The sequence below is a fragment of the Gordonia hankookensis genome, assembly GCF_014673215.1.
Classification (GTDB): domain Bacteria; phylum Actinomycetota; class Actinomycetes; order Mycobacteriales; family Mycobacteriaceae; genus Gordonia; species Gordonia hankookensis.
Genome location: NZ_JACWMS010000004.1, coordinates 63,558 through 83,415, shown reverse-complemented (window position 1 = coordinate 83,415; position 19,858 = coordinate 63,558). Strand labels below are relative to the sequence as shown.

Sequence of the window (19,858 nt, the reverse complement as noted above, 5' to 3'; positions counted from 1 at the left end):
ATCAGACTCCGGCTTCACTCCGCCCCGCCGGCGCGACCATAGCTGCCACCTGCCGCGAGCCGCACCGACGGATCGAGCAGGAGCTCGGCCTCGGCATCGTGCTCGTCGGCCGCACTGTCGAACCGGCGGTTCGGCGGACGCTGGTAGGCCGGCTCGACGCCGCACATCGCCTCCAGCAGACGATGGTTGCCCTTGCGGACGCGCTCGGAGGCCTGCTGCCGGTAGACCTTGGCCTGCTCCGAATCCAGTGTCGCCACAAAGGCTTCCGGGTGGACCACGGCGATCAGACCGGAGACGTGACCGAATCCGAGGCTGGTCAGCAGACCCGCCTTGAGCGGGAACCGCTCGCCGAGGTCGAGGGTCTCGCGCGGCCACACCAGGTGCGGGTAGTCGCGCATCTGCTCGTCGACACAGTCCAGACTGCGGTTCGGCGGGATCACCCCGTCGCGCAACAACTGGCAGAGCCCGATCAGCTGGAAGGCAGCGGCACCGCCCTTGGCATGGCCGGTCAGTGACTTCTGCGACACCACGAACAGCGGCGCGCCGTCACCGCGACCGATCGCGGAGGCAAGCCGCTCGTGCAGCTCGGACTCGTTGGGATCGTTGGCCCGCGTCGAGGTGTCGTGCTTGGAGATCACCGCGACGTCATCAGCGCTGACGCCCAGCGCACTGAGCGCACAGGCCAGCGGCGAGGCGTCGTTACCACGCGCGGCGCCCAGTGCACCCAGACCGGGGGCCGGGATCGAGGTGTGCACACCGTCACCGAAGCTCTGCGCCCAGGCGACCACGCCGAGGACCGGCAGACCCATCTGCGCGGCCACGTCACCGCGGGCCAGCAGGATCGTTCCGCCTCCTGCTGACTCGACGAACCCGCCGCGCCGACGATCGTTGGCCCGGGAGAACCGGCGCTCGTCGATCCCTCGTGCCGACATCGCGGCCGACTCCGCGGTCGCCGACATGTCACCGAAGCCCACGATGCCCTCGATACCGAGGTCGTCGAAACCGCCTGCCACCGCGAACATCGCCTTGCCGAGACGGATCTTGTCGACACCCTCCTCGACCGAGACGGCTGCCGTGGCACATGCGGCCACCGGGTGGATCATCGCGCCGTAGCTGCCGACATAGGACTGGACGACATGTGCGGCAACGATGTTCGGCAGGGCTTCCTGCAGGATGTCGTTGGCCTTGGACTCGCCGAGCAGGGTGTTGATGTAGAGCTCCCGCATCGACGTCATCCCGCCCATGCCGGTGCCCTGCGTGTTGGCGACCAGACCGGGGTGCACCCACCGCATCAGTTCCGACGGGGTGAATCCCGACGACAGGAACGCATCGACGGTCGCCACCAGGTTCCACAGTGCGACACGGTCGATCGACTCGGCCATGTCCGGGGTGACACCCCAACGGGTCGGGTCGAAACCGGTCGGGATCTGACCGCCGACGGTGCGCGACAACGTGAACTGTCGCGGCACCCGGATCTCGGTGCCCGAGAGCCGGGTCACCTGCCAGTCGCCGGTCTCCGCGTTCTCCACGATCCGTGTCTTCTCCGGGGCGGCCGAGGCGAATGCTCGTGCCTCCGCCTCGGAACTCACCGTGAAGGTGAGGTCCTCGTCGAGGAAGACCGAGGTGAGCAATGGCGAGGTGTTGTCGACCATCGCACCCTCGTCGGCGTAGCGCCGGATTCCACAGCGCGACACGACCTCGTCGTGGTAACGCTCGGCGATCTCGCTCTCCGGCACGGGATCACCGGATTCGGTGTCGTACCAGCCCGGCTTGGGTGCAGTGTCCCACTGGATCAGTCCGGTGTTCCAGGCGAGTTCCACAACGCCTGCGGCGGAGAGCTTCTCGTCGACCTCCATCTCGAGCCGGGTGCGCGACGAGCCGTACGGGCCGAGTTCTCCTGCGCCGACGATGACGACCAGATCCTCCGGACGAGCGTCGATCGACGACCACTGCGGGGTCATCCCCTTCGGTGCGCGGGCCGGGGCGGGCAGCGCCGCCACGGTGGTCACCTCGTCGTCGGACTCCTCGGCTTCGTCGGTTGCCGCTTCGGCGGCCGCACCGGCCAGTGCCTTGAGGTCGATCGACGGGTCGAGACCGCCGGTGAAGTCGGCGACGATCGCCTCGGTGCGGGCGTGCTGCCGGTGCTCCGTGGTGCACAGGCCGAGCAGGTTCGCGGCCATCTCGGCCGTGCTCCAGGTGCGCACTCCCGCAGCCTCGACGGCGTCGACCATCCCGTCGTTGTGGCCCATCAGACCCGTGCCACGCACCCATCCGATGAGGGCGTGCGCGATGGTGGTCTTCTGATTCCAGGAATCCTCGGCCGCCCAGCGGGTGACCAGAGCGTCCAGCGACGCCTTGCTCTCGCCGTAGGCGCCGTCGCCGCCGAACATGCCGCGGTTCGGCGAACCGGGCAGCACCACGTGGACGCGGGCGGCGATGTCGTGATCGGCGTGCAGTTCTCCCAGTCCGCCGATCATCCGCTCGACCGACCAGAGCAGAACCTTCATCTCCAGTTCGGCTCGACCGCCTGCGTCGGTGAGGTCACCGGCCACCCGGGGCGCGGCGAACGGGAAGAGCAGGGTCGGCTTCATCGCCGGCTTGATCACCGACGTTGTGCCACCGAGGTTCTCGGTCTGCTCGGCACCGATCCACTCGACCAGGTCGTCGACGTCGGTGTAGGACGCCATGTTGGCGGGCGCGACCCACAATGCCGCGTCGTACCGGGCGTTCTCACGGTAGAGCTTCTTGTAGAACGCTAGCTTGCCGGAGTCCAGGCGCGAGGTCGTGGCGACCACCGTCGCGCCGCCGGCCAACAGTCCGGCGATGACGCCGGAGGCGATCGAACCCTTGCCTGCACCGGTGACGACGGCGATCTCGTTCGACCACTGGCCGACGCCCGGCTGCTCCGCGGCACTGGCGATCGCGGCGAACGTACGTGCGTGCACGGCATTTCCGGATGCCAGCGCCTTGCCCTGCCACCAGGTGGCGTGCGTCGCGACCGTCTCGCCTGCGCCGTTGAACCGGCCGACCACACCCTCGAAGTCGGTGTCGAGGTCGTGCTCGTCGGTCAGCCAGATCCGGACGAGGTCCTCGCGGCTGGTGGCCCAGCGGTCGTCGACCAACACCACCTTCGCGGTGTCGAAGGCCGGGGCGACGGTCCGGACCCAGTCGGAGCCGAGTTCGGCGCTGACGCGCTCGACGATGGCCACATTCGGGTCCTCGACCACCTCGCCCGAGGCGTTGATCTCGGCGAGGCCGAGCTTCTCCAGCACGGTATAGGCGGCCGAGGCCAGCGCACCGGAGCGACCGGTGATCTGCTCGGTGAACTCACCGAGGGCTGCCGCGTCGACCGTTGCGCCGCCACCACTCTCGGCGGCGGGCTTGGCCACGGCGACACCGCGTGCCGCACCCACCGAGGCGACCGCACGATCGATCAGGGCGTCGAGCGCGTCGGCGTTGGCGAGCGCGCCGTCGAGCAGGTTGCCGAGATCCTCGCCGCGGACACTGACGCCGTCGCGGGTACCGAGAGCGACCGCCACCGTGGCGTGCAGGCCCCAGCCGGGTCCGAGTTGCCACACGTTGGAAACACGATCGGTGATGTAGGACTGCCGCTTGCCCAAGGGCCCGAGCGCTTTGCGGACCTGGTCGCCGACCGCGTCGGTGAGCACCGGGCCCAGCGGGCGATAGCCGCGCGCCAGCGTCTCCACTGTCGACGACAGCGCGTTCATGTCGGCCTCGGCCGCACCGTCGATGGCACCGAGCCCGAGCTCACCACCGATGTCGAGGAGGAGCTGGTTGCGGCGTGACGAGACACCGTCGCACAGCGCCTCGATGGTGTCCGCGGAGCCGATCTGATCGGTCCGCATCTTGGTCCACAGCGCGATCACGGACTTCACCGCGTCGGCAGGCCCGAACGAGATGTCGTCCGGTCGGGGCCCTGCTGCGGCTGGAGCCGGTGCCGGTGCGGCGGCCGGCGCAGGTGTCGGTGCGGCCTCCGCCGCCGGGGCATCGGCGGTCGGCGCCGGCGAACCCTCGTCGACCTCGTCCTCGGGTTCGGGACCGGAGTCCTTGGCCAGGATCACATCGGAATCGCGTTCGACATTGGCCACCTCGGTGGTCGCCGCGGCATAGTCGTCGAGCTTGAGGGTGTTGGTGGCGAGTCCGGCGAGGGTCGGGGCGCCCTTCAGTCCGATCTCGACAAATCTCTGCACCCCGAGGCCGTCGCGCGACGGTCCGGCGAACAACAACTCCTGGGTCTCGATCCAGCGAACCGGGCTGGCGAACTGCCAGGCCAGCAGCTCGATGAGGACGACGCGAACCAGCTGTCCCGGCTTGTTCGACCAGGAATCCCAATCCGCCAGAACGGCATCGAGCGGATCGGACGGCACCAGCGCGGCGATCTCCTCGATGAACGAGCGATCGAGGGTGAACAGCCGTGGCACGAGGTTGGGAATGTAGTGACCGACCAGGATCTCCGGATCGATGTGTTCGGGCAGCAGGCCTTCGAGCTTGGACCGGAATTCCGGCACGCCTTCACGCAACACCGTGGAGTGGAACGGCACGTCGATACCGGGCACCAGGATGAAGGACTTCTTGCCGCCGAACTCGAGACGACGACGCTCGATCTCGTCTTCGAGGTGTTCGAGGCCACGGACCGTACCGGCGATCGCATACTGCGAACCGAGCAGGTTCAGATTCACGACCTCCAGGAACTCGCCGACCGACTCGCCGACCTCCGTCACGAAACCGGTGACGTCGGCATCGGCCAGACCGAACTGGCTCGGGCGGATCGCCGCCATCCGGTAGTCGCTGCGGCCCAGGTCATCTCGCGGGACCAGATGATGCATGGCCTCACCGCGCTGGAACACGACCTCGAGCACGGCCTCGAGCGGCAGCACTCCGGCACACGCTGCGAGCGCGTTGTACTCGCCCACCGAGTGACCGCAGGTGATCGCGTTCTCGACGAAACCGCCCGCCTCCTTGAGCTCGGCGATCTGCGCGACACCCAGCGTCGCCATGGCGACCTGGGTGAACTGCGTCAGGTAGAGCACTCCGTCGGGGTGGTTGTAGGTGGTGCCGTTGGCGACCAGGGTGGTGGGGTTGTCCCGCACCACCGCCAGGATCGAGAAGCCCAGAGCGTCGCGGGTGTGCTTGTCGGCGCGATCCCAGATCTCCCGTGCGGCCTTCGACCGCGAGCGGGCGTCGAGTCCCATGCCCTTGCTCTGGATGCCCTGGCCCGGGAAGGCGTAGACCGTCCGCGGCGCGGCCAGCAGACCGGTGGCGGCCATCACGAGGTCGTCGCCGACCTTCGCGGTGACCTCGACGACCTCACGGCCGGCATCGAGACCGACCCTGTCGACGCGGATCGAGATGGAATCGCCGGTGCGCACCATGCCCAGGTACCGGGCGGTCCAGCCGACCAACGGGCGGGCCGACGGGGTCGGGTGCTTGCTGTCGGTTGCGGTGACCACCTGCTGGGCGGCTGCCGACAGCCACATGCCGTGGACGATGGGGTCGCCGAGCCCGGCCAGTTTGGCGGCCGCGACATCGGTGTGGATCGGGTTGCGGTCACCGGACACCGCCGCAAAGCCGGTCATCCGACTAGGTGCGGTGATGGTGGCAGAACGGAGCAGCTTGCGCGTGGCAGCCCGCTCGTCATCGGAGGCACCTCCGGCACGGACCGGGTCGGCGAGTTCCGCCGAACCAAGGCGCCCGCGGATGGCAAACCGCTCGGCCATCGTGGCGATCGGACCGGTCGGGCCTGCCACCTCGACTCCGACCTCGACCACCCGGCCGACCTCGGAGTCGTATACGGCGCCCGAGCGCGCGGTGACGGTCAGTTCTGCTGTGGTGGAAGGAATCTCGCTGACCAGCTCGACGGCGTGGTCGAGGTGGACCAGGTCCAGCAGACCCTCGACGACGGGAGCCCCCGATTCGGTACGGGCGGCACCGATGACGCTGAAGACGCTCGGCCAGCTCGCGCCGACGAGGGTGTCGGGGACCGCGAAGCCGAACGGTTCGGTCGGGGTCGTCGGACGCAGGTTGGCAGGCAGGGTGTAGCCGGTCACCGCGGCGTGGTCGGCAACGCTGTCCGGGTCCCACGAGACGGTGGTGACCGCGACGCCGTCCTCGACGGTCGCGAGTTCGCCACCGGCGGCGACGGTCAGGATCTCACGCATGGCGTTGGCGGCCTCGTCGATCCCGACCCGCGGGTTGCCGCCGTCGAGCAGACCGGCGTCGATGTGCAGCGGAATCCGGACCGAGGAACCCGAGATCGGCGTCACCAGGTCGTAACGATCCTCGGCGACGTGCTCGAGCACCGAACCCGTCGGCTCGTGCTCGGCACGATCCGGGTCCACGAGCGTCCAGCGATCGCGGTCGCCGAGCAGCGCTATGGGGTTGGGCACCATGCGCCCGACCCAGTCGACGTCGTCGGCCTCCAGCACGGCCACGATGGTGCCGTCGCCGTCCACCAGACCGGCGCGCTTGCGGGTGTCGACGGCGATGGAGTCGGTGCCGGCGTCCTGCAAGTCGTTCACGACCTGAGCCTCGAAGCGATCGAGCAGCTCGCCGACCGGCTCGTCGACGCGGGTGATGCCGGAGACTGCCACCGGACCGGGGATGATGCACACGGCATCGGCCGGGTAGCGCTCATCGTGGGCCTGCCACAGCGAGTCGCTACGCCACCAGCGGCGCACGTCCTTGTCGATGACGGGCACGAAGTTGACCGGTTTGCCGGGGGTGCGGCAGAGCTCGAGGAAGAACGCGACGTCGGCGGGATGCAGGACGTCGGTCTCGATCTCCGGGTAGACGCTGCCGAGTGCATCGATCGCGGAGTGCGGATCGTCGGTGCTGCCGGTCCCGGCGAACATCGTCGGGATCTCACCCGAATCGACGGGACTCATCCGCGCCTCGGTGCGCTGGAGCATATCGGTGAACCGCTGCTGCCAGGTGATGTCGGCCCAGGGCAGCTGATCGGACCGGCCGTCGCCGACGGCGAGGGTCGCGTAGCGGTCCAGCCATGCCCGGTAGGTCATCTCGGCGACGTCACCGAAGTACGGCTTGGCGGTGTCGGCCATGGCGGCGATGATCTCGTCGCGTCGGTCGGCGACGGCGTCGCCGTCACCCGCGACCTCGTCGAGCAGGCGACCGCAGCGCGACGCGGTGTTGTCGATCTCGTGGATGTCGGCACCGAGCTGGCTACGCCCGGACGCCATGCCTGCGGTCGCGTGTCCGGCACCGATCCAGTCGTCACAGCCGACCGTGTCCACCAGCAGCTGCTTGACCTCGGGGGCGGTGGTGGCCTCCTTGGTGGCCATCGCAGCGGTACCGACCAGGATGCCGTCGAGCGGCATCGACGGGTAGCCGTAGGCCGACGACCATGCGCCGGTCAGGTATTCGCTCGCCCGTTCCGGGGTGCCGATGCCGCCACCGACACAGATCACGACGTTGTTGCGGGCCCGCAGTTCGCTGTAGGTGCCCAGCAGCAGGTCGTCGAGGTCCTCCCACGAGTGGTGGCCACCCGCGCGGCCCCCCTCGATCTGGACGATGACCGGGTGATGGGGCACCTCGGCGGCGATGCGGACCACCGCGCGGATCTGCTCGACGGTGCCGGGCTTGAAGGCGACGAAACGCAGGCCTGCCTCGACGAACTCGTCGACGAGCGCGACCGCGTCCTCGAGTTCGGGAATGCCCGCGGACACGACGACACCGTCGATCGGGGCTCCCTGGGCGCGGGCCTTCTGCACGAGGCGCTTACCGCCGAGCTGCAGCTTCCACAGATAGGGGTCGAGGAACAGCGCGTTGAACTGTGCCTGCCGGCCGTCCTCGAGGAGATCGGTCATGCGTGCGACGTTGTCGGCGAAGATCTGCTCGGTGACCTGCCCACCGCCGGCGAGCTCGGCCCAGTGTCCGGCGTTGGCGGCCGCAGCGACGATGGCGGGGTCGACGGTGGTCGGGGTCATGCCGGCCAGCAGCATCGGTGAACGACCGGTCAGCCGGGTGAACGCGGTGTCGACCACCGTGCGGCCGTCGGGCAGCTCGACGAGCTGCGGGGCGAATTGCGTCCAGGGCCGGGCGACCTCGGGGACTCCGCCCGGGCTGAACAGGTTCCGCTGACCCACGCGTAGCGCAGGCGACACCAGGCCGACGCCCTGGCCGCGGACCAGCGATGAGGTGAGGCGGGTGGCGAGGTCGCCGGGCCCGAAGTCGAGGATCCATTTGGCGCCGGCTTCGACGACCTCGTCGACCGTCGCGACCCAGTCGACGGGATCGACCAGGATGGACTTGGCGTGGCCGATCGCGGTGTCGCGATCGATCCCGCACTCGTCGGCCCACTCCGCGACCAGGTCGACGGCCTCGGCCATGGTCGGGTGATGGAAGGCGACGCTGACGTTCAGGTGATCGAACTTGGGCGCGAACGGCGCCCCACCCGCGACCTTGCGCTTGCGCTCGTCGGTCTCGGCGGCCGCGATGCGCTCGCACAGCGCCGCGAAGGCGGCGAGATGGCGAGGTGCACCGGAGAGGGCGACGGCGCGACGGCCGTTACGGATCGCGACGACGGGGGCCGAGGCCAGCTCGGACTCGCTCAGACCGGCGCGATAGTCGGCGAGGATCTCTTCGATGCGCGCGGGCACGGCACCGCTGATGGCGAGCATGGGCGTGCCGTCGGTGGTGGTCGCCAATCCCCGACGACGCGCGACGAGGGTGCCGGCGGCCCCGATGAGGTGTGCGATCGCCAGCAGCAGGCCCTGTCCGGACTCGGCGACCTGGCCGTCGGCGCCGATCGCGTGGGTGGCGATGGATCCCTGCGAGTGCCCGATGATGGCAGTCGGCGTGATGGCGGTGGTGTCGAGGCCCTGCTTCTTCAGCGCTTCGACCGCGGCCAGTTGGGTCAGCAGTACGCCCGGACCCGACAGCGTGAAGTCGGCGAGCTCTGTCTCCCCGGGCACCGGCTCTTCGGCATCGAGGGCACGAACCCAGGTCAGCGGGTGGAAACCGTCCACCACTGCGATGGTGAGCTGGGCGGCGACCGGATCGATGATGCGCTCGGCGGCGGCGACGACCTTCCCGATCCGATGCTCGAGATCGGCGTCGACGACCAGTTCGGCCAGGGTGGGCAGCCAGGGCGACCCCTGTCCACCGAAACTGATCGCGTACGGCTCACCGTCGATGAGACGGTCGATCAGCGTCGTGGTCGGGCGGTCCGAGTGCGCGGCGCCCTGTGCTCCTGAACGGAATTGGTCGACGGTCACGGGTTCTCCTCTTGTCTCGACACTGTTGTGGCGGGGGTGCTCGTGTCGCGGGTAGTCAATGGCTTGTCGTCGTTGGCTGAGCCGCGGGCACAGAAATCACCCGCTGAGGTCTGTCGGTACGGTGGCCTGGACTTTTCGGTGCTGCGCTGCACTTATCCGTGTTGCGCTGTGGCACACTGGATGAACACCCCTGCCGCGCAACGCTTTTGGCTGCACGAGAGACTCACCTACGAGTCGTCGTCGGCGTGAACGTGACCCAATGATGACACACGAAAATGAGGCTTTCCTCATGTTTGACATCGACCCGCGGGTATACCCGTGGGTAACCCCGCGGGTAACACATGTGTGCACCGAACCCTCGGGCGGACACCCCCGGATCGTCCCTGATCACGGATCGTTTCCGAGCGCTCGTTCGGCCCATCCGGAAGTGGCGACGATCCGTTATCCAATCGTTATGTGACATGGTGCACTCTCGATCCAGGACGGTCACCCGTCGCCACCGATCGCGACGGCCCGCGTCCGGAAACGTAGGGTGCTCGACATGGCAACGTGCGTGTTCTGCGACATCGTCGGCGGGCGGGCGCCGGCTCGGACGGTCTACCGCGACGACCACGTCGTCGGCTTCCTCGACATCCGCCCGGTCACCCGCGGTCACACCCTGTTGATCCCGCGCGAGCACTCGTCCGGGCTCGCCGACCTCGACCCCGACATGGGCGGCCGCCTCTTCGCCGCCGGTCAACGGGTCGCCGCGGCGATGAAGTCGGGTGCGCTGGGCGCCGACGGCGTCAATCTGGTCGTCAACGACGGCCGGGCGGCCTTTCAGACGGTGTTCCACACGCATCTACACGTCGTCCCCCGCCACAACGGCGACAAGCTGAGCTTCGCGAAGGGGCTGGTGGTACGCCGCGACCCCGATCCCGACCAGACCGCCGAGCTGCTCCGGGTGGCGCTGGAACCGGATCATCGATGAGCGAGCGCGACCAATCGCCGCCGACCAACCGGTCGACGTCGTCGTCGGCATCCGCGCCTGGTCCCGACCTGCCCGGTGACGTGGTCGAGGCGGTCCGGCGGGCCGAATGGATCACGGTGTTCACCGGCGCCGGAATGTCCGCCGAGAGCGGCATCGCCACCTTCCGCGATGCCGAGACCGGGCTGTGGGAGGAGTTCGACCCCGCGCAGCTGGCGACGCCGGAGGCCTGGGCGGCCGATCCCGCGCTCGTATGGGGGTGGTATCAGTGGCGGGCCCGCATGATTCGCGACGCCCAGCCCAACGCCGGGCACCGCGCGCTCGTCGAACTGGCTCGCGATCGTGCGGTGATGGTCGTGACCCAGAACGTCGACGATCTCCACGAGCGGGCAGGCAGCGACGTGGTGAGCCATCTGCACGGAAGCCTGTTCGCGCCGCGATGCAGTCATTGCGGGCGGCCGTACCAGGGCACCGACGCCGACCCGGAGGTGGCCGTACACGAGGTACGCGTCGAACCGCCCACATGCCCGGTCTGCCTGTCCGCGATCCGTCCCGGTGTCGTCTGGTTCGGCGAGCCGCTGCCAACCGACGCCTGGACGACGGCCGAGAATGTCTTTGCCGCAAGCGATGTCGTACTCGTGGTCGGAACCAGCGGCATCGTCTATCCGGCTGCCGAGCTCCCCGAGCGGGCCATCGCCGCCGGCACCCCGGTCATCGAGTTCAATCCGGAGCCATCGGCGTTGAGTCGCGAGGTCACGCACACCATCCGATCGTCGGCCGCGATCGGCCTGCCCGCGCTGGTCGCAGCGGTCCGATCCACCGACTGACGATCAGGGTTCTGCGCCTCTCACTCCCCCGTGCTGAGATCGATCGGGTCCCAGCGATTGTCGGATGTCGCCGCCGCATCCGCAGGCAGGGGCGTGATCGATCCCGGCTTCACCCCGCGCCGATCGAGCACCTCCCACAGCCCGTCGAGGGCACGGTCGGGGTCGAGCTCGAACTCGGACTCCCGCACTCGCCAGAAGTACCAACCACACCGACGCAATTCGCGTTCGCGTTCCATGTCGGAACGGGCCTGCTCGCCGGTGGTCCGGAACGAGTCCCCGTCGCACTCGACGGCCATCCGGGCGTCGGCCCCGGTGACCACGAGATCGATTACGCGGTTGTTGATGGTCATCGACGGCACGACGTAGTAGCCCCGGTCGGCCAGTCGATTGAAGACCTGCTGCTCGAAGAGGCTGGAGAACGGTTGCTGCCGCTCGATGTCCGAGACATCGGATGGCATCGGCGGATTGGTCGGCCCCTGTCCGGCCCGGACGTAGTCGAGCAGCGAGTACCTCAGATCGTTCGTCTTGAGCGCATCGAGGTCGATCGAGTGGAAGAGCCACATCTGATCCATTGCGCGCGAGGCAGCGACATTGATCCGGCGCTGGGATTCGGCCCGCGTCAGCGGAGCGATCGCGGATGGATCGGACACCACCATGGACAACATCATCACGTGCCGCTCGTCGCCCTGGAAGTCCGGCGGCGTCCCCACCCGGATACGACGCGACCGCCAATCGTCTTCGCTGACGGCGGCACGCAGCCTGCGGGTGATCTCGTCCACCTGCTTGGTGCCCTGCAGCGCGATGACGCCGAAATCGAGTCCGTCGTAGGCGGGGTCGTCCAGACAGGTGGCCAGCGCCGCCACGATCGCCGCCGCCTCGTTCTCGTTCACCACCGACGCCCCCTGACCGCCGGCCACACCGTCGTCGACGGCGACCGATCGCAACGGGGGCAACCTGTCCGCGCCGAATTGGCGCACCGGCAGCAGCGGGGCGCCCGAATAGAACTGACGTGACGAGAACTCGATGATCTCGGGCATCGACCGGAAATGCTCACGCAGCCGGATCAAATGACCGAATCGGCTGCGCAGCAGGGAGAAAAGGCTCGATCGGGGCGTGAGCCCATCCCGCAGATACTGCGGTAGGTCTGGTAAGTGGGCGTCGAGTTTGGCGAACGCGTCGTCGAGGGTGGTTCCCGACAGCCCGGTGGGCGCACACTGCCGGTCATCGCCCACGACGATGACCCGCGGGGCCAGCCAGAGCAGGAACGAGCTGGTGATGTCGGCCTGACTGGCCTCGTCGACGATCACGACGTCGAACGCGTTGCGGTGCGGGTCAACAGTTTCCGCGACCTGACTGATCGACATGATCCACGCGGGTACCGCGCCCTGCGCATGCTCCATCGCCGCCCGAGCAGCCGCCCGGAAACGGTTGGCGTGCTTTCCGGATCCCTTGCCCAGGTTGATCATGTGGTCGCGGTAGGACTGCAGCGCCTGAACCTGCGCGACACTCATCCGATCCAGGCACTCGCGCCAGGCGTAGGCAGCGGTGAGCCGCGCGGTGAACTGCTCGATGTCGGCTTCGTGTTCGTCGAGTTCGGCCTGCAGCCGTGCCTCGAGCGTCGGATCACTGCGCTCGAGAGCCCAGGTCTGGGCGCGACGCCATGACCAGGCCGCTCCGACGTCACGCAGTCGGGGCGGCCAGCTGTCGTCGTGCGCGGTCTCGTACAACAGACCGTAGAACTCCGGCGCCTTGTTGCGCAGTCGCAGCGTGTAGAGATCGAGCGCGGTCTGTGCCTCCAGTTCGCCGCGCGCCGCGCTCCAGTCCCGCCGCGCCGACTTGATCGCCTGCGCATCGGCTTTCGCCAGTGCGGCGACAAGCGCATCGCCTTCCGGAGAAGGTCCGCGGTCCACTTCGGCCGACAGTCGGTACGCACATTCGGCCAACTCGTGCTCGGCGAGAACGGCATCGTTGGTGGCGGCGATCACGCCTGCCTGGACAGCGACCTCGGTCACCTCGGCGACGCTGCGTGGCCGTGGGCCGCCCGGGCTGATCGCCTCGAGTTCGCGAACCAGCTGGTCGCGGCCGGCCATCAGCTCGGAGATCCAGGCCAGCTGGTTGTCCAGTCGCACAAGGCTGTTCAGTTGCGCCGACCGTGATCCCGAGTTGTCCACCGGGACATGCAGATCCGCGAGTACTTTCTGCACCTGCTGTACCGCGTCGAAGACCGAGAGGTGGTCGGCGACGAGCCGCAACGACTGCTCATCGGTTGCCTCGACGCCGTCGACGGTGGCCCGGACACCGGATTCCTCGACGGCACGTTGTTCTGCCGACCGGAGGAGCCGGCCTCGCCAGCGGCCGCCTGCGGCAAGGTGATCGGCCGCGGCGCGGAAGATCGAGCTGTCGCCCGGCCGCGCCCCCTCGGTGGCGATCACATGCGCCCCGATCGCCCGGTCGCGCTCGGCGGCCTCGCCGATGATCGGCGAGAGGGTGGTGACCCGCGACCACAGATGGGCCGCCTGACCGGCGAGCAGACGATCGGCCATATCTGCGACCAGCGGCGGGAAGGACGCCACTTCACCGGCGGAGACTGCGAGGTGGTCGCAGACGTCCTTGATCCGCACCAGCCGTCGACTGTCCACCCCCGACAGGATCGACAGCAGAGATCCGCTCCCGACCATCGGCTCGTGCGGCCGCCGCCCGATCCGTTCGCAGATCTGCTCGAGGTCGGCCGAGTCGGGCAGATGATCGGCGAGATCGGGGAGCCGCTGCCCCAATCGTGTTGTCGCACCGTCGGTGGTGCGCAGTAGTTCGAGAAGCTCCTCGAACTCACCGGCATCGAGCGGGGGCAACGCCCCCTCCACCGGACCCGGCAGCCAGTCGTATCGGTGCTTGTCATCGTTGCATTGCCGAACGACCTCGGCAGCCGTCCCGCGATACTCCCCGGCCACCCATTCGTGGACCTCTGTCTCCGACTCGCGCGCCATCCAGAGTTCACGGAGCACCCGCTCACGCTTACCGATCGCCTGTCCCCGCTTGTCGATGAGGTCGGCGATCTCCGCGGCCACCACCCGCGGCTGGTGCCCGGCTTTGCGTTCGGCGATGGCCTCCACACCGGAGACCATCGCCTCGAAATCGTCCTGCCCGACGTCGGCGATCGAGACCGCGAGGTCTCGCAGTTCCGGAGGCAACATGTCCCGGATCACCTGCAGGGCGTGTGCCTTCTCGCTCGTCACCAGCACGCGCTGCCCCTTGGCCAGCAGCGCTGCCGTGAGGTTGGCGATGGTGTGGGTCTTACCGGTCCCCGGTGGCCCCTCGACGACCACGCCACTGTCAACGCCCAATTGCGCCAACACATCACGCTGCTCCACGTTCGCGGGAAGCGGGTACAGCGCGTCGCGCACGAGGTCCTCGGCAGGCAACGCACCGGATCGGGTGAGCGCGGCCAGGCGTTCGGGCGCCTCGATCGGGGCGACCAACTGCGCGAGTCCGATCGGCACCTCACCCCGGCCCGGTCGGTCCGGGTCGTTCTCGATACCGGCGGTCTCCCGTAGCTCGGCGAGGATCGCGTCGTAGAACGCGAGTGCTGCCGTGACGCCACGGCGCCGCAGCACGAGCGCCGGACGCATGTCGACCGAGAGCGACACGGTGGCGGAGTCGGCTCGGACCTGCCGCAGCCAGGTGTCCACGAGTTCGGAGACCTGACTGCCCACCGGACTGACGAGTTCGGTGATCTTGCCGCGCACCTTGACCGCCGCGGCGAGGTCGACACCGTCGATCGGGGCGAGAAGATAGGTGTCATGCATCATCGGCGTCGCGCCGGTACCGATGGTCACCCGGATTGCCGCGGTGTCGTCGTCACGATCGGCGACCACCTGCTGGGTCACCAGGTGCTCACGGATGCGGGGGTCACCCGCGGACTCGACGTCACGCACCGTGACCAGCGCGTTGGCCAAGACGAGTTCGAGCGTCTCCGGACTGTCGTGCAGTTCGTCGATCAGGCGCGAGACGGCGTCATATCCCTGGCTGTCAGGCGCGAGCTCGATGACGGCCTGACCGGCCCCGGCACCCACCCGTATCGGCACGTCGGTCGATTTGCCCACCCAGACCAGGCCCGGATGGTGCTCGACGTCGCTGACGACCTCTGATCGGGAACGCACCAGCTCCCGGAGATAACCCAGCAGTCGCACCACTTGGTCGGCCTGATCGGTGCGCCCTGGATCTGTCTGCCCTGGATCTGTCTGCCCTCGATCGGTCTGCCCTCGATCGGTCTGCTCTCGATCGGTCTGGGCCGTGTCGGTCCCGTCGGCCATGCCTGTTCCGTTCCCTCCTCCGTCCGCCCTATCCGGCGTCGTCGGCTGGATTCACTGGCGTGGATACGTCAAGAAACGCTACCAATCGGGTGCGGTTCGTGCGGTTTCGACTACGCGCGATACGCGGTGCGCAGGGCGGGGAAACCGCCGTCGACGTAGCGCACGTTCGTGTAGCCGAGATCCGCGATCTCCTCGGCGATAGCGGGCGCCTGCGACCGGACCGACACGACGGCGATCTCGGTGTCGGGGTCACGCACGACGGGGAATGTTCCCGACGGGGTCGGCTTGAACCGATCGCGGACGTCCTTCGGGTCCACCACGACCGCACCGGGCAGACTGCCCTGGTGACGGACTACCTGCGGTCGCGCATCGACGATCACTGCGTGATCGTCCTCGCAATGCGACTTCGCGTCGGCTGCTGTTATCGAATCCACCACTGACACTGGTGACTCACCGTTCCTGTTGTGTCGTCCTGTCTGAAACCGCCACTGACACACGGCCTCAGCCGTGATCAGAAGGGCTCGGGTCGCGATGTGCACGACCCATCAGGTCTGTCGCTCCCCCACCACGAAAGGTTACGGAAATATCTCGATCCGGCAAGTTTTGCACCACGAAATACCACACCCCACAGGTATCTCGTCGGATACGTTCAGCCCCGGCCGCGGCCGGCGACTCTCGGCGTCGTGCGCTTACCCCAGTGATCCGGTCGTTTCCCGTGGCCGTCGCGCCCATGCCCGCCGCGCTGACCCTGTCCGCGTTTCGCGCCACCTCGTGACCGCGGTGGTCCGTAGTCACGGCGGATGTCGATAGGGGTCTTCCCGATCCTGGTGTTCCGCAGGCCCGCCAAGGTCTCGTTGTCGAGATTCTCGGGCAGCTCGACGAGGGAGAAGTCGTCGCGGATGCTGATGTTGCCGAAGTCCCCACGCGACAGTCCGCCCTCATTGGCGATCGCACCGACGATGGCACCCGGTGAGACCTTGTGCTTGCGTCCGACCGCGATCCGATAGGTGGCGAACTGGCCGCCGCCGGACCGTGGAGCACGTTCACGCCGTTCGGGACGCTGCCCCTCCGGCGGGTCGGGGGCCATCAGGAAACCGCCGTCGCGGGTCTCGAGCGCAAGTGCCGCGGCGATGTCGGCCATCGTGACGTCCTTGTCGCGCGCGTAGTCCTCCACGAGCTTGCGGAACAGATCGAGGTGGTCCGAACCCAGGTTCGCGTTGATCGAATCCGCGAACTTCGCGACACGCTGCGCGTTCACGTCCTCGACGCTGGGCAAACCGATCTCGACCAGAGTCGAACGCGTCGCCCGCTCGATGGCCCTCAGCAGATGCCGTTCCCGGGGCGAGACGAACAGCAGCGCATTTCCCGACCGGCCTGCACGCCCGGTGCGACCGATACGGTGCACATACGACTCGGTGTCATGCGGGATGTCGTAGTTGACGACATGCGAGATGCGCTCGACGTCGAGTCCGCGTGCCGCCACATCCGTGGCGACCAGGATGTCGATCGCCCCGCCCTTGAGCTGGTTGATGGTCCGCTCACGCTGGGCCTGCGCCATGTCGCCGTTGATCGCAACGGCGGAGAAGCCGCGGGAGCGCAATTTCTCCGCCAGTTCCTCGGTGGCCGACTTGGTGCGGACGAAGACGATCATGGCGTCGAAGGTCTCGACTTCGAGGAACCGGGTGAGCGCATCGAGTTTGCGCTGGTGAGAGACCTGCAGATAGCGCTGGGTGATGTTCTGGGCCGTCGCGGTCTTGGACTTGACCGTGATCTCCTGCGGGTTGTCGAGATACCGCTGCGCCAGCCGACGGATCGCGCTGGGCATGGTCGCCGAGAAGAGCGCCACCTGCTTGGAGTCCGGCGTCTCGGCCAGGATCCGTTCGACGTCCTCGGCGAAACCCATGGTGAGCATCTCGTCGGCCTCGTCGAGGACGAGGTACTCCAGCTGGGAGATGTCCAGAGTGCCTTTGTCGAGGTGGTCGATGACACGTCCCGGCGTCCCGACGATGACCTGCGCGCCACGCTTGAGCCCGGCGAGCTGGACGCCATAGCTCTGGCCGCCGTAGATGGGCAGCACCCGAACCTGTGCCATGTGCGACGAGTAGCGCCCGAATGCCTCGGATACCTGCAGGGCGAGCTCACGCGTGGGAGCCAGCACCAACGCCTGTGGGCGACGCGCCGAGGCGTCGAGCCGGGAGAGGATCGGGATCGCGAACGCGGCGGTCTTGCCGGTTCCGGTCTGGGCGAGGCCCACCACATCGCGGCCGGCCATCAGGGGCGGGATCGTGGCGGCCTGAATCGGCGACGGCGTCTCGTATCCGACATCGGTGATCGCCTGGCGGACCTGTGGGTCGATGTCCAGGTCGTCGAACGTGACGCCGGGGCCGTCGCCGTTGTCGGCCTTCTCGTCGGTGGACTCACTCATGTGCGATCTGTCCGTTCATCACTGTCACTCTAATCCGCCGAGGCCTCTGGCGAGGAATCTCACCGAACGCCGACGTCACGGCCTCGACCTGCCGTTGCTCACGTGGGCACCGACCTGTGATCGCGCCCACTGATACTGGTACTGTCAGTGACACTCAACAGACAGCTGACGGAGTTCACGCGGGCCCGCCCGTGTCCGTTATGTACCAATTTCGTTGCGCACAGGGGAGCCCGCCATGGAGCAGTATTCCACCCCGTCGAACCTTTCCATCGAGGACAAGGCGACGACCGTCGACAGCATTCTCCGGTACCGATCGGAACGCCCGACGATGCCGTTGTTCCGGAAACGTTCCGGGAATCAGTGGGTGAACGTGACGGCCAAACAGTTCGCCGACGAGGTCGACGCGGTGGCCAAGGGCCTCATCGCGTCCGGGATCAAGCCGGGCGAACGCGTCGCGATCCTGTCATCGACCCGTTACGAGTGGACCGTCCTGGACTATGCGATCTGGCGCGCGGGGGCCACGACGGTGGCGATCTACGAGACGTCGGCGCCCGACCAGGTGAAATGGATTCTCGAGGACTCGGGCACCTCGATGTTGTTCGTCGAGCAGCACGCCCACCACACCAAGCACATCCGCGTCATCGAAGAAGCTCCCGAGCTGCGCGAGACCCTCGTCATCGACGACCACGCGCTGGCGACGATCACCAAGCGCGGCGCCAAGATCGGGGACGCGGAGCTCGACACGCGGCACGCCAACGCGCTCTCCTCGGATGCGGCGACACTGATCTACACCTCGGGCACCACGGGCAGGCCGAAAGGCGTGGTCCTGACCCACGCCAACTTCCTTGCCGAGTGTGAGGCCACCCGCGACGCCGTCGGCGCCGGCCTGGTCGAGGGCAAGTCGACGCTGCTGTTCCTCCCGCTGGCGCATGTGTTCGCCCGTGTCGTCGCGGTCGGATGTGTGGAGAACGGGGTGGTCCTCGGTCACACCAGCGACATCCCGAACCTCATCGACGACCTGGGCAAGTTCAGACCGAATTACGTGCTGTCGGTGCCACGTGTCTTCGAGAAGGTCTACAACTCCGCCAAGCAGAAGGCCTACGACGGCGGCAAGGGCAAGATCTTCGACCGCGCAGCGGACACCGCGATCGAATACAGCAAGGCGATGGAGAACGGCGGCGCAGGCCTCGGCCTCAAGCTCAAGCACGCGCTGTTCGACCGGCTGGTGTACGGCAAGCTCCGCGACGCGCTCGGTGGCCAGTGCGAGGGCGCGATCTCCGGCGGCGCACCCCTCGGTGCGCGACTCGGGCATTTCTTCCGCGGCGTCGGCATCCCGGTGTACGAGGGCTACGGGCTGTCGGAGACCACCGCCGCGGTGACCGCCAACAACGAGGAGCATCAGCGTGTCGGCTCCGTCGGGCGTCCGGTCCCCGGGGTGACGGTGGGGATCGCCGACGACGGCGAGGTGCTGCTGAACGGTCCGGTGGTCTTCGATGGCTATTGGAAGAACCCCAAGGCGACCGAGGAATCCATCGTCGACGGCTGGTTCCACACCGGCGACATCGGGCATCTCGACGACGGCTTCCTGTTCATCACCGGTCGCAAGAAGGAGCTGATCGTCACGGCCGGCGGCAAGAACGTCTCGCCTGCCCAGCTCGAGGACACCATCCGGGCACATCCCATGGTGAGCCAGTGCCTCGTGGTCGGCGACAACAAGCCGTTCATCGCCGCACTGATCACGATCGATCCGGAAGCGATCCCGGGATGGCTCGAGCGTCATCACCTGCCCGCCGACACCTCGCTCGCCGATCTCGCCCAGAACGAGACCCTGACCGCCGAGATCGACGCCGCGGTCAAGGATGCGAACGCGAAGGTGTCGAAGGCCGAGGCCATCAAGAAGTTCACCATCCTGGACACCGATTTCACCATCGAGTCGGGCGAACTGACGCCCACGATGAAGTTGAAGCGCAACGTGATCCACGACGCGCAGAAGCGGGCCATCGCAGATCTCTACACCTGATCGCCCACCCGGCCGGGCCGACACCCACCGGGTAGACGACCGACGCCCGGCTCCC

General features: G+C 67.9%; 7 protein-coding genes. 3 read left to right on the top strand and 4 right to left on the bottom strand.

Features of this window, described 5'->3' with window-relative positions; translation table 11 throughout:
• Positions 1-14: 14 nt before the first annotated feature.
• On the bottom strand, positions 15-9,254 hold the full coding sequence (locus tag IDF66_RS18545; protein ID WP_190268124.1) for a type I polyketide synthase: 9,240 nt from the start codon (positions 9,252-9,254) through the stop codon (positions 15-17).
• 541 nt (positions 9,255-9,795) lie between these two features.
• On the opposite strand from IDF66_RS18545, the gene IDF66_RS18540 reads away from it, so the two are divergent.
• Positions 9,796-10,224: an HIT family protein gene (locus IDF66_RS18540; RefSeq protein WP_164306594.1), complete on the top strand. Its 429-nt coding sequence runs from the start codon at positions 9,796-9,798 to the stop codon at positions 10,222-10,224.
• Positions 10,221-11,048 carry an SIR2 family NAD-dependent protein deacylase gene (locus tag IDF66_RS18535; protein WP_190268123.1) on the top strand — a complete coding sequence of 276 codons (828 nt, stop codon included), beginning with the start codon at positions 10,221-10,223 and terminating at the stop codon, positions 11,046-11,048. Before IDF66_RS18540 ends, IDF66_RS18535 begins: the two co-directional genes overlap by 4 nt.
• A 20-nt stretch (positions 11,049-11,068) precedes the next feature.
• Here the strand turns inward: IDF66_RS18535 and IDF66_RS18530 are convergent, their stop codons facing one another.
• From IDF66_RS18530 to IDF66_RS18520, 3 genes are all read right to left on the bottom strand, one after another.
• Positions 11,069-15,358: an AAA domain-containing protein gene (locus IDF66_RS18530; protein WP_190268122.1), complete on the bottom strand. Its 4,290-nt coding sequence runs from the start codon at positions 15,356-15,358 to the stop codon at positions 11,069-11,071.
• Between the two features lie 110 nt (positions 15,359-15,468).
• Positions 15,469-15,801, bottom strand: coding sequence for a rhodanese-like domain-containing protein (locus IDF66_RS18525; protein WP_164306591.1), 333 nt, complete (start codon positions 15,799-15,801; stop codon positions 15,469-15,471).
• Between the two features lie 206 nt (positions 15,802-16,007).
• A complete protein-coding gene (locus tag IDF66_RS18520; RefSeq protein WP_190268121.1) occupies positions 16,008-17,783 on the bottom strand; it encodes a DEAD/DEAH box helicase in 1,776 nt (591 codons plus the stop codon).
• Positions 17,784-18,018: 235 nt separating this feature from the next.
• On the opposite strand from IDF66_RS18520, the gene IDF66_RS18515 reads away from it, so the two are divergent.
• Positions 18,019-19,803, top strand: coding sequence for an AMP-dependent synthetase/ligase (locus IDF66_RS18515; RefSeq protein WP_164306589.1), 1,785 nt, complete (start codon positions 18,019-18,021; stop codon positions 19,801-19,803).
• Positions 19,804-19,858 lie beyond the last annotated feature (55 nt).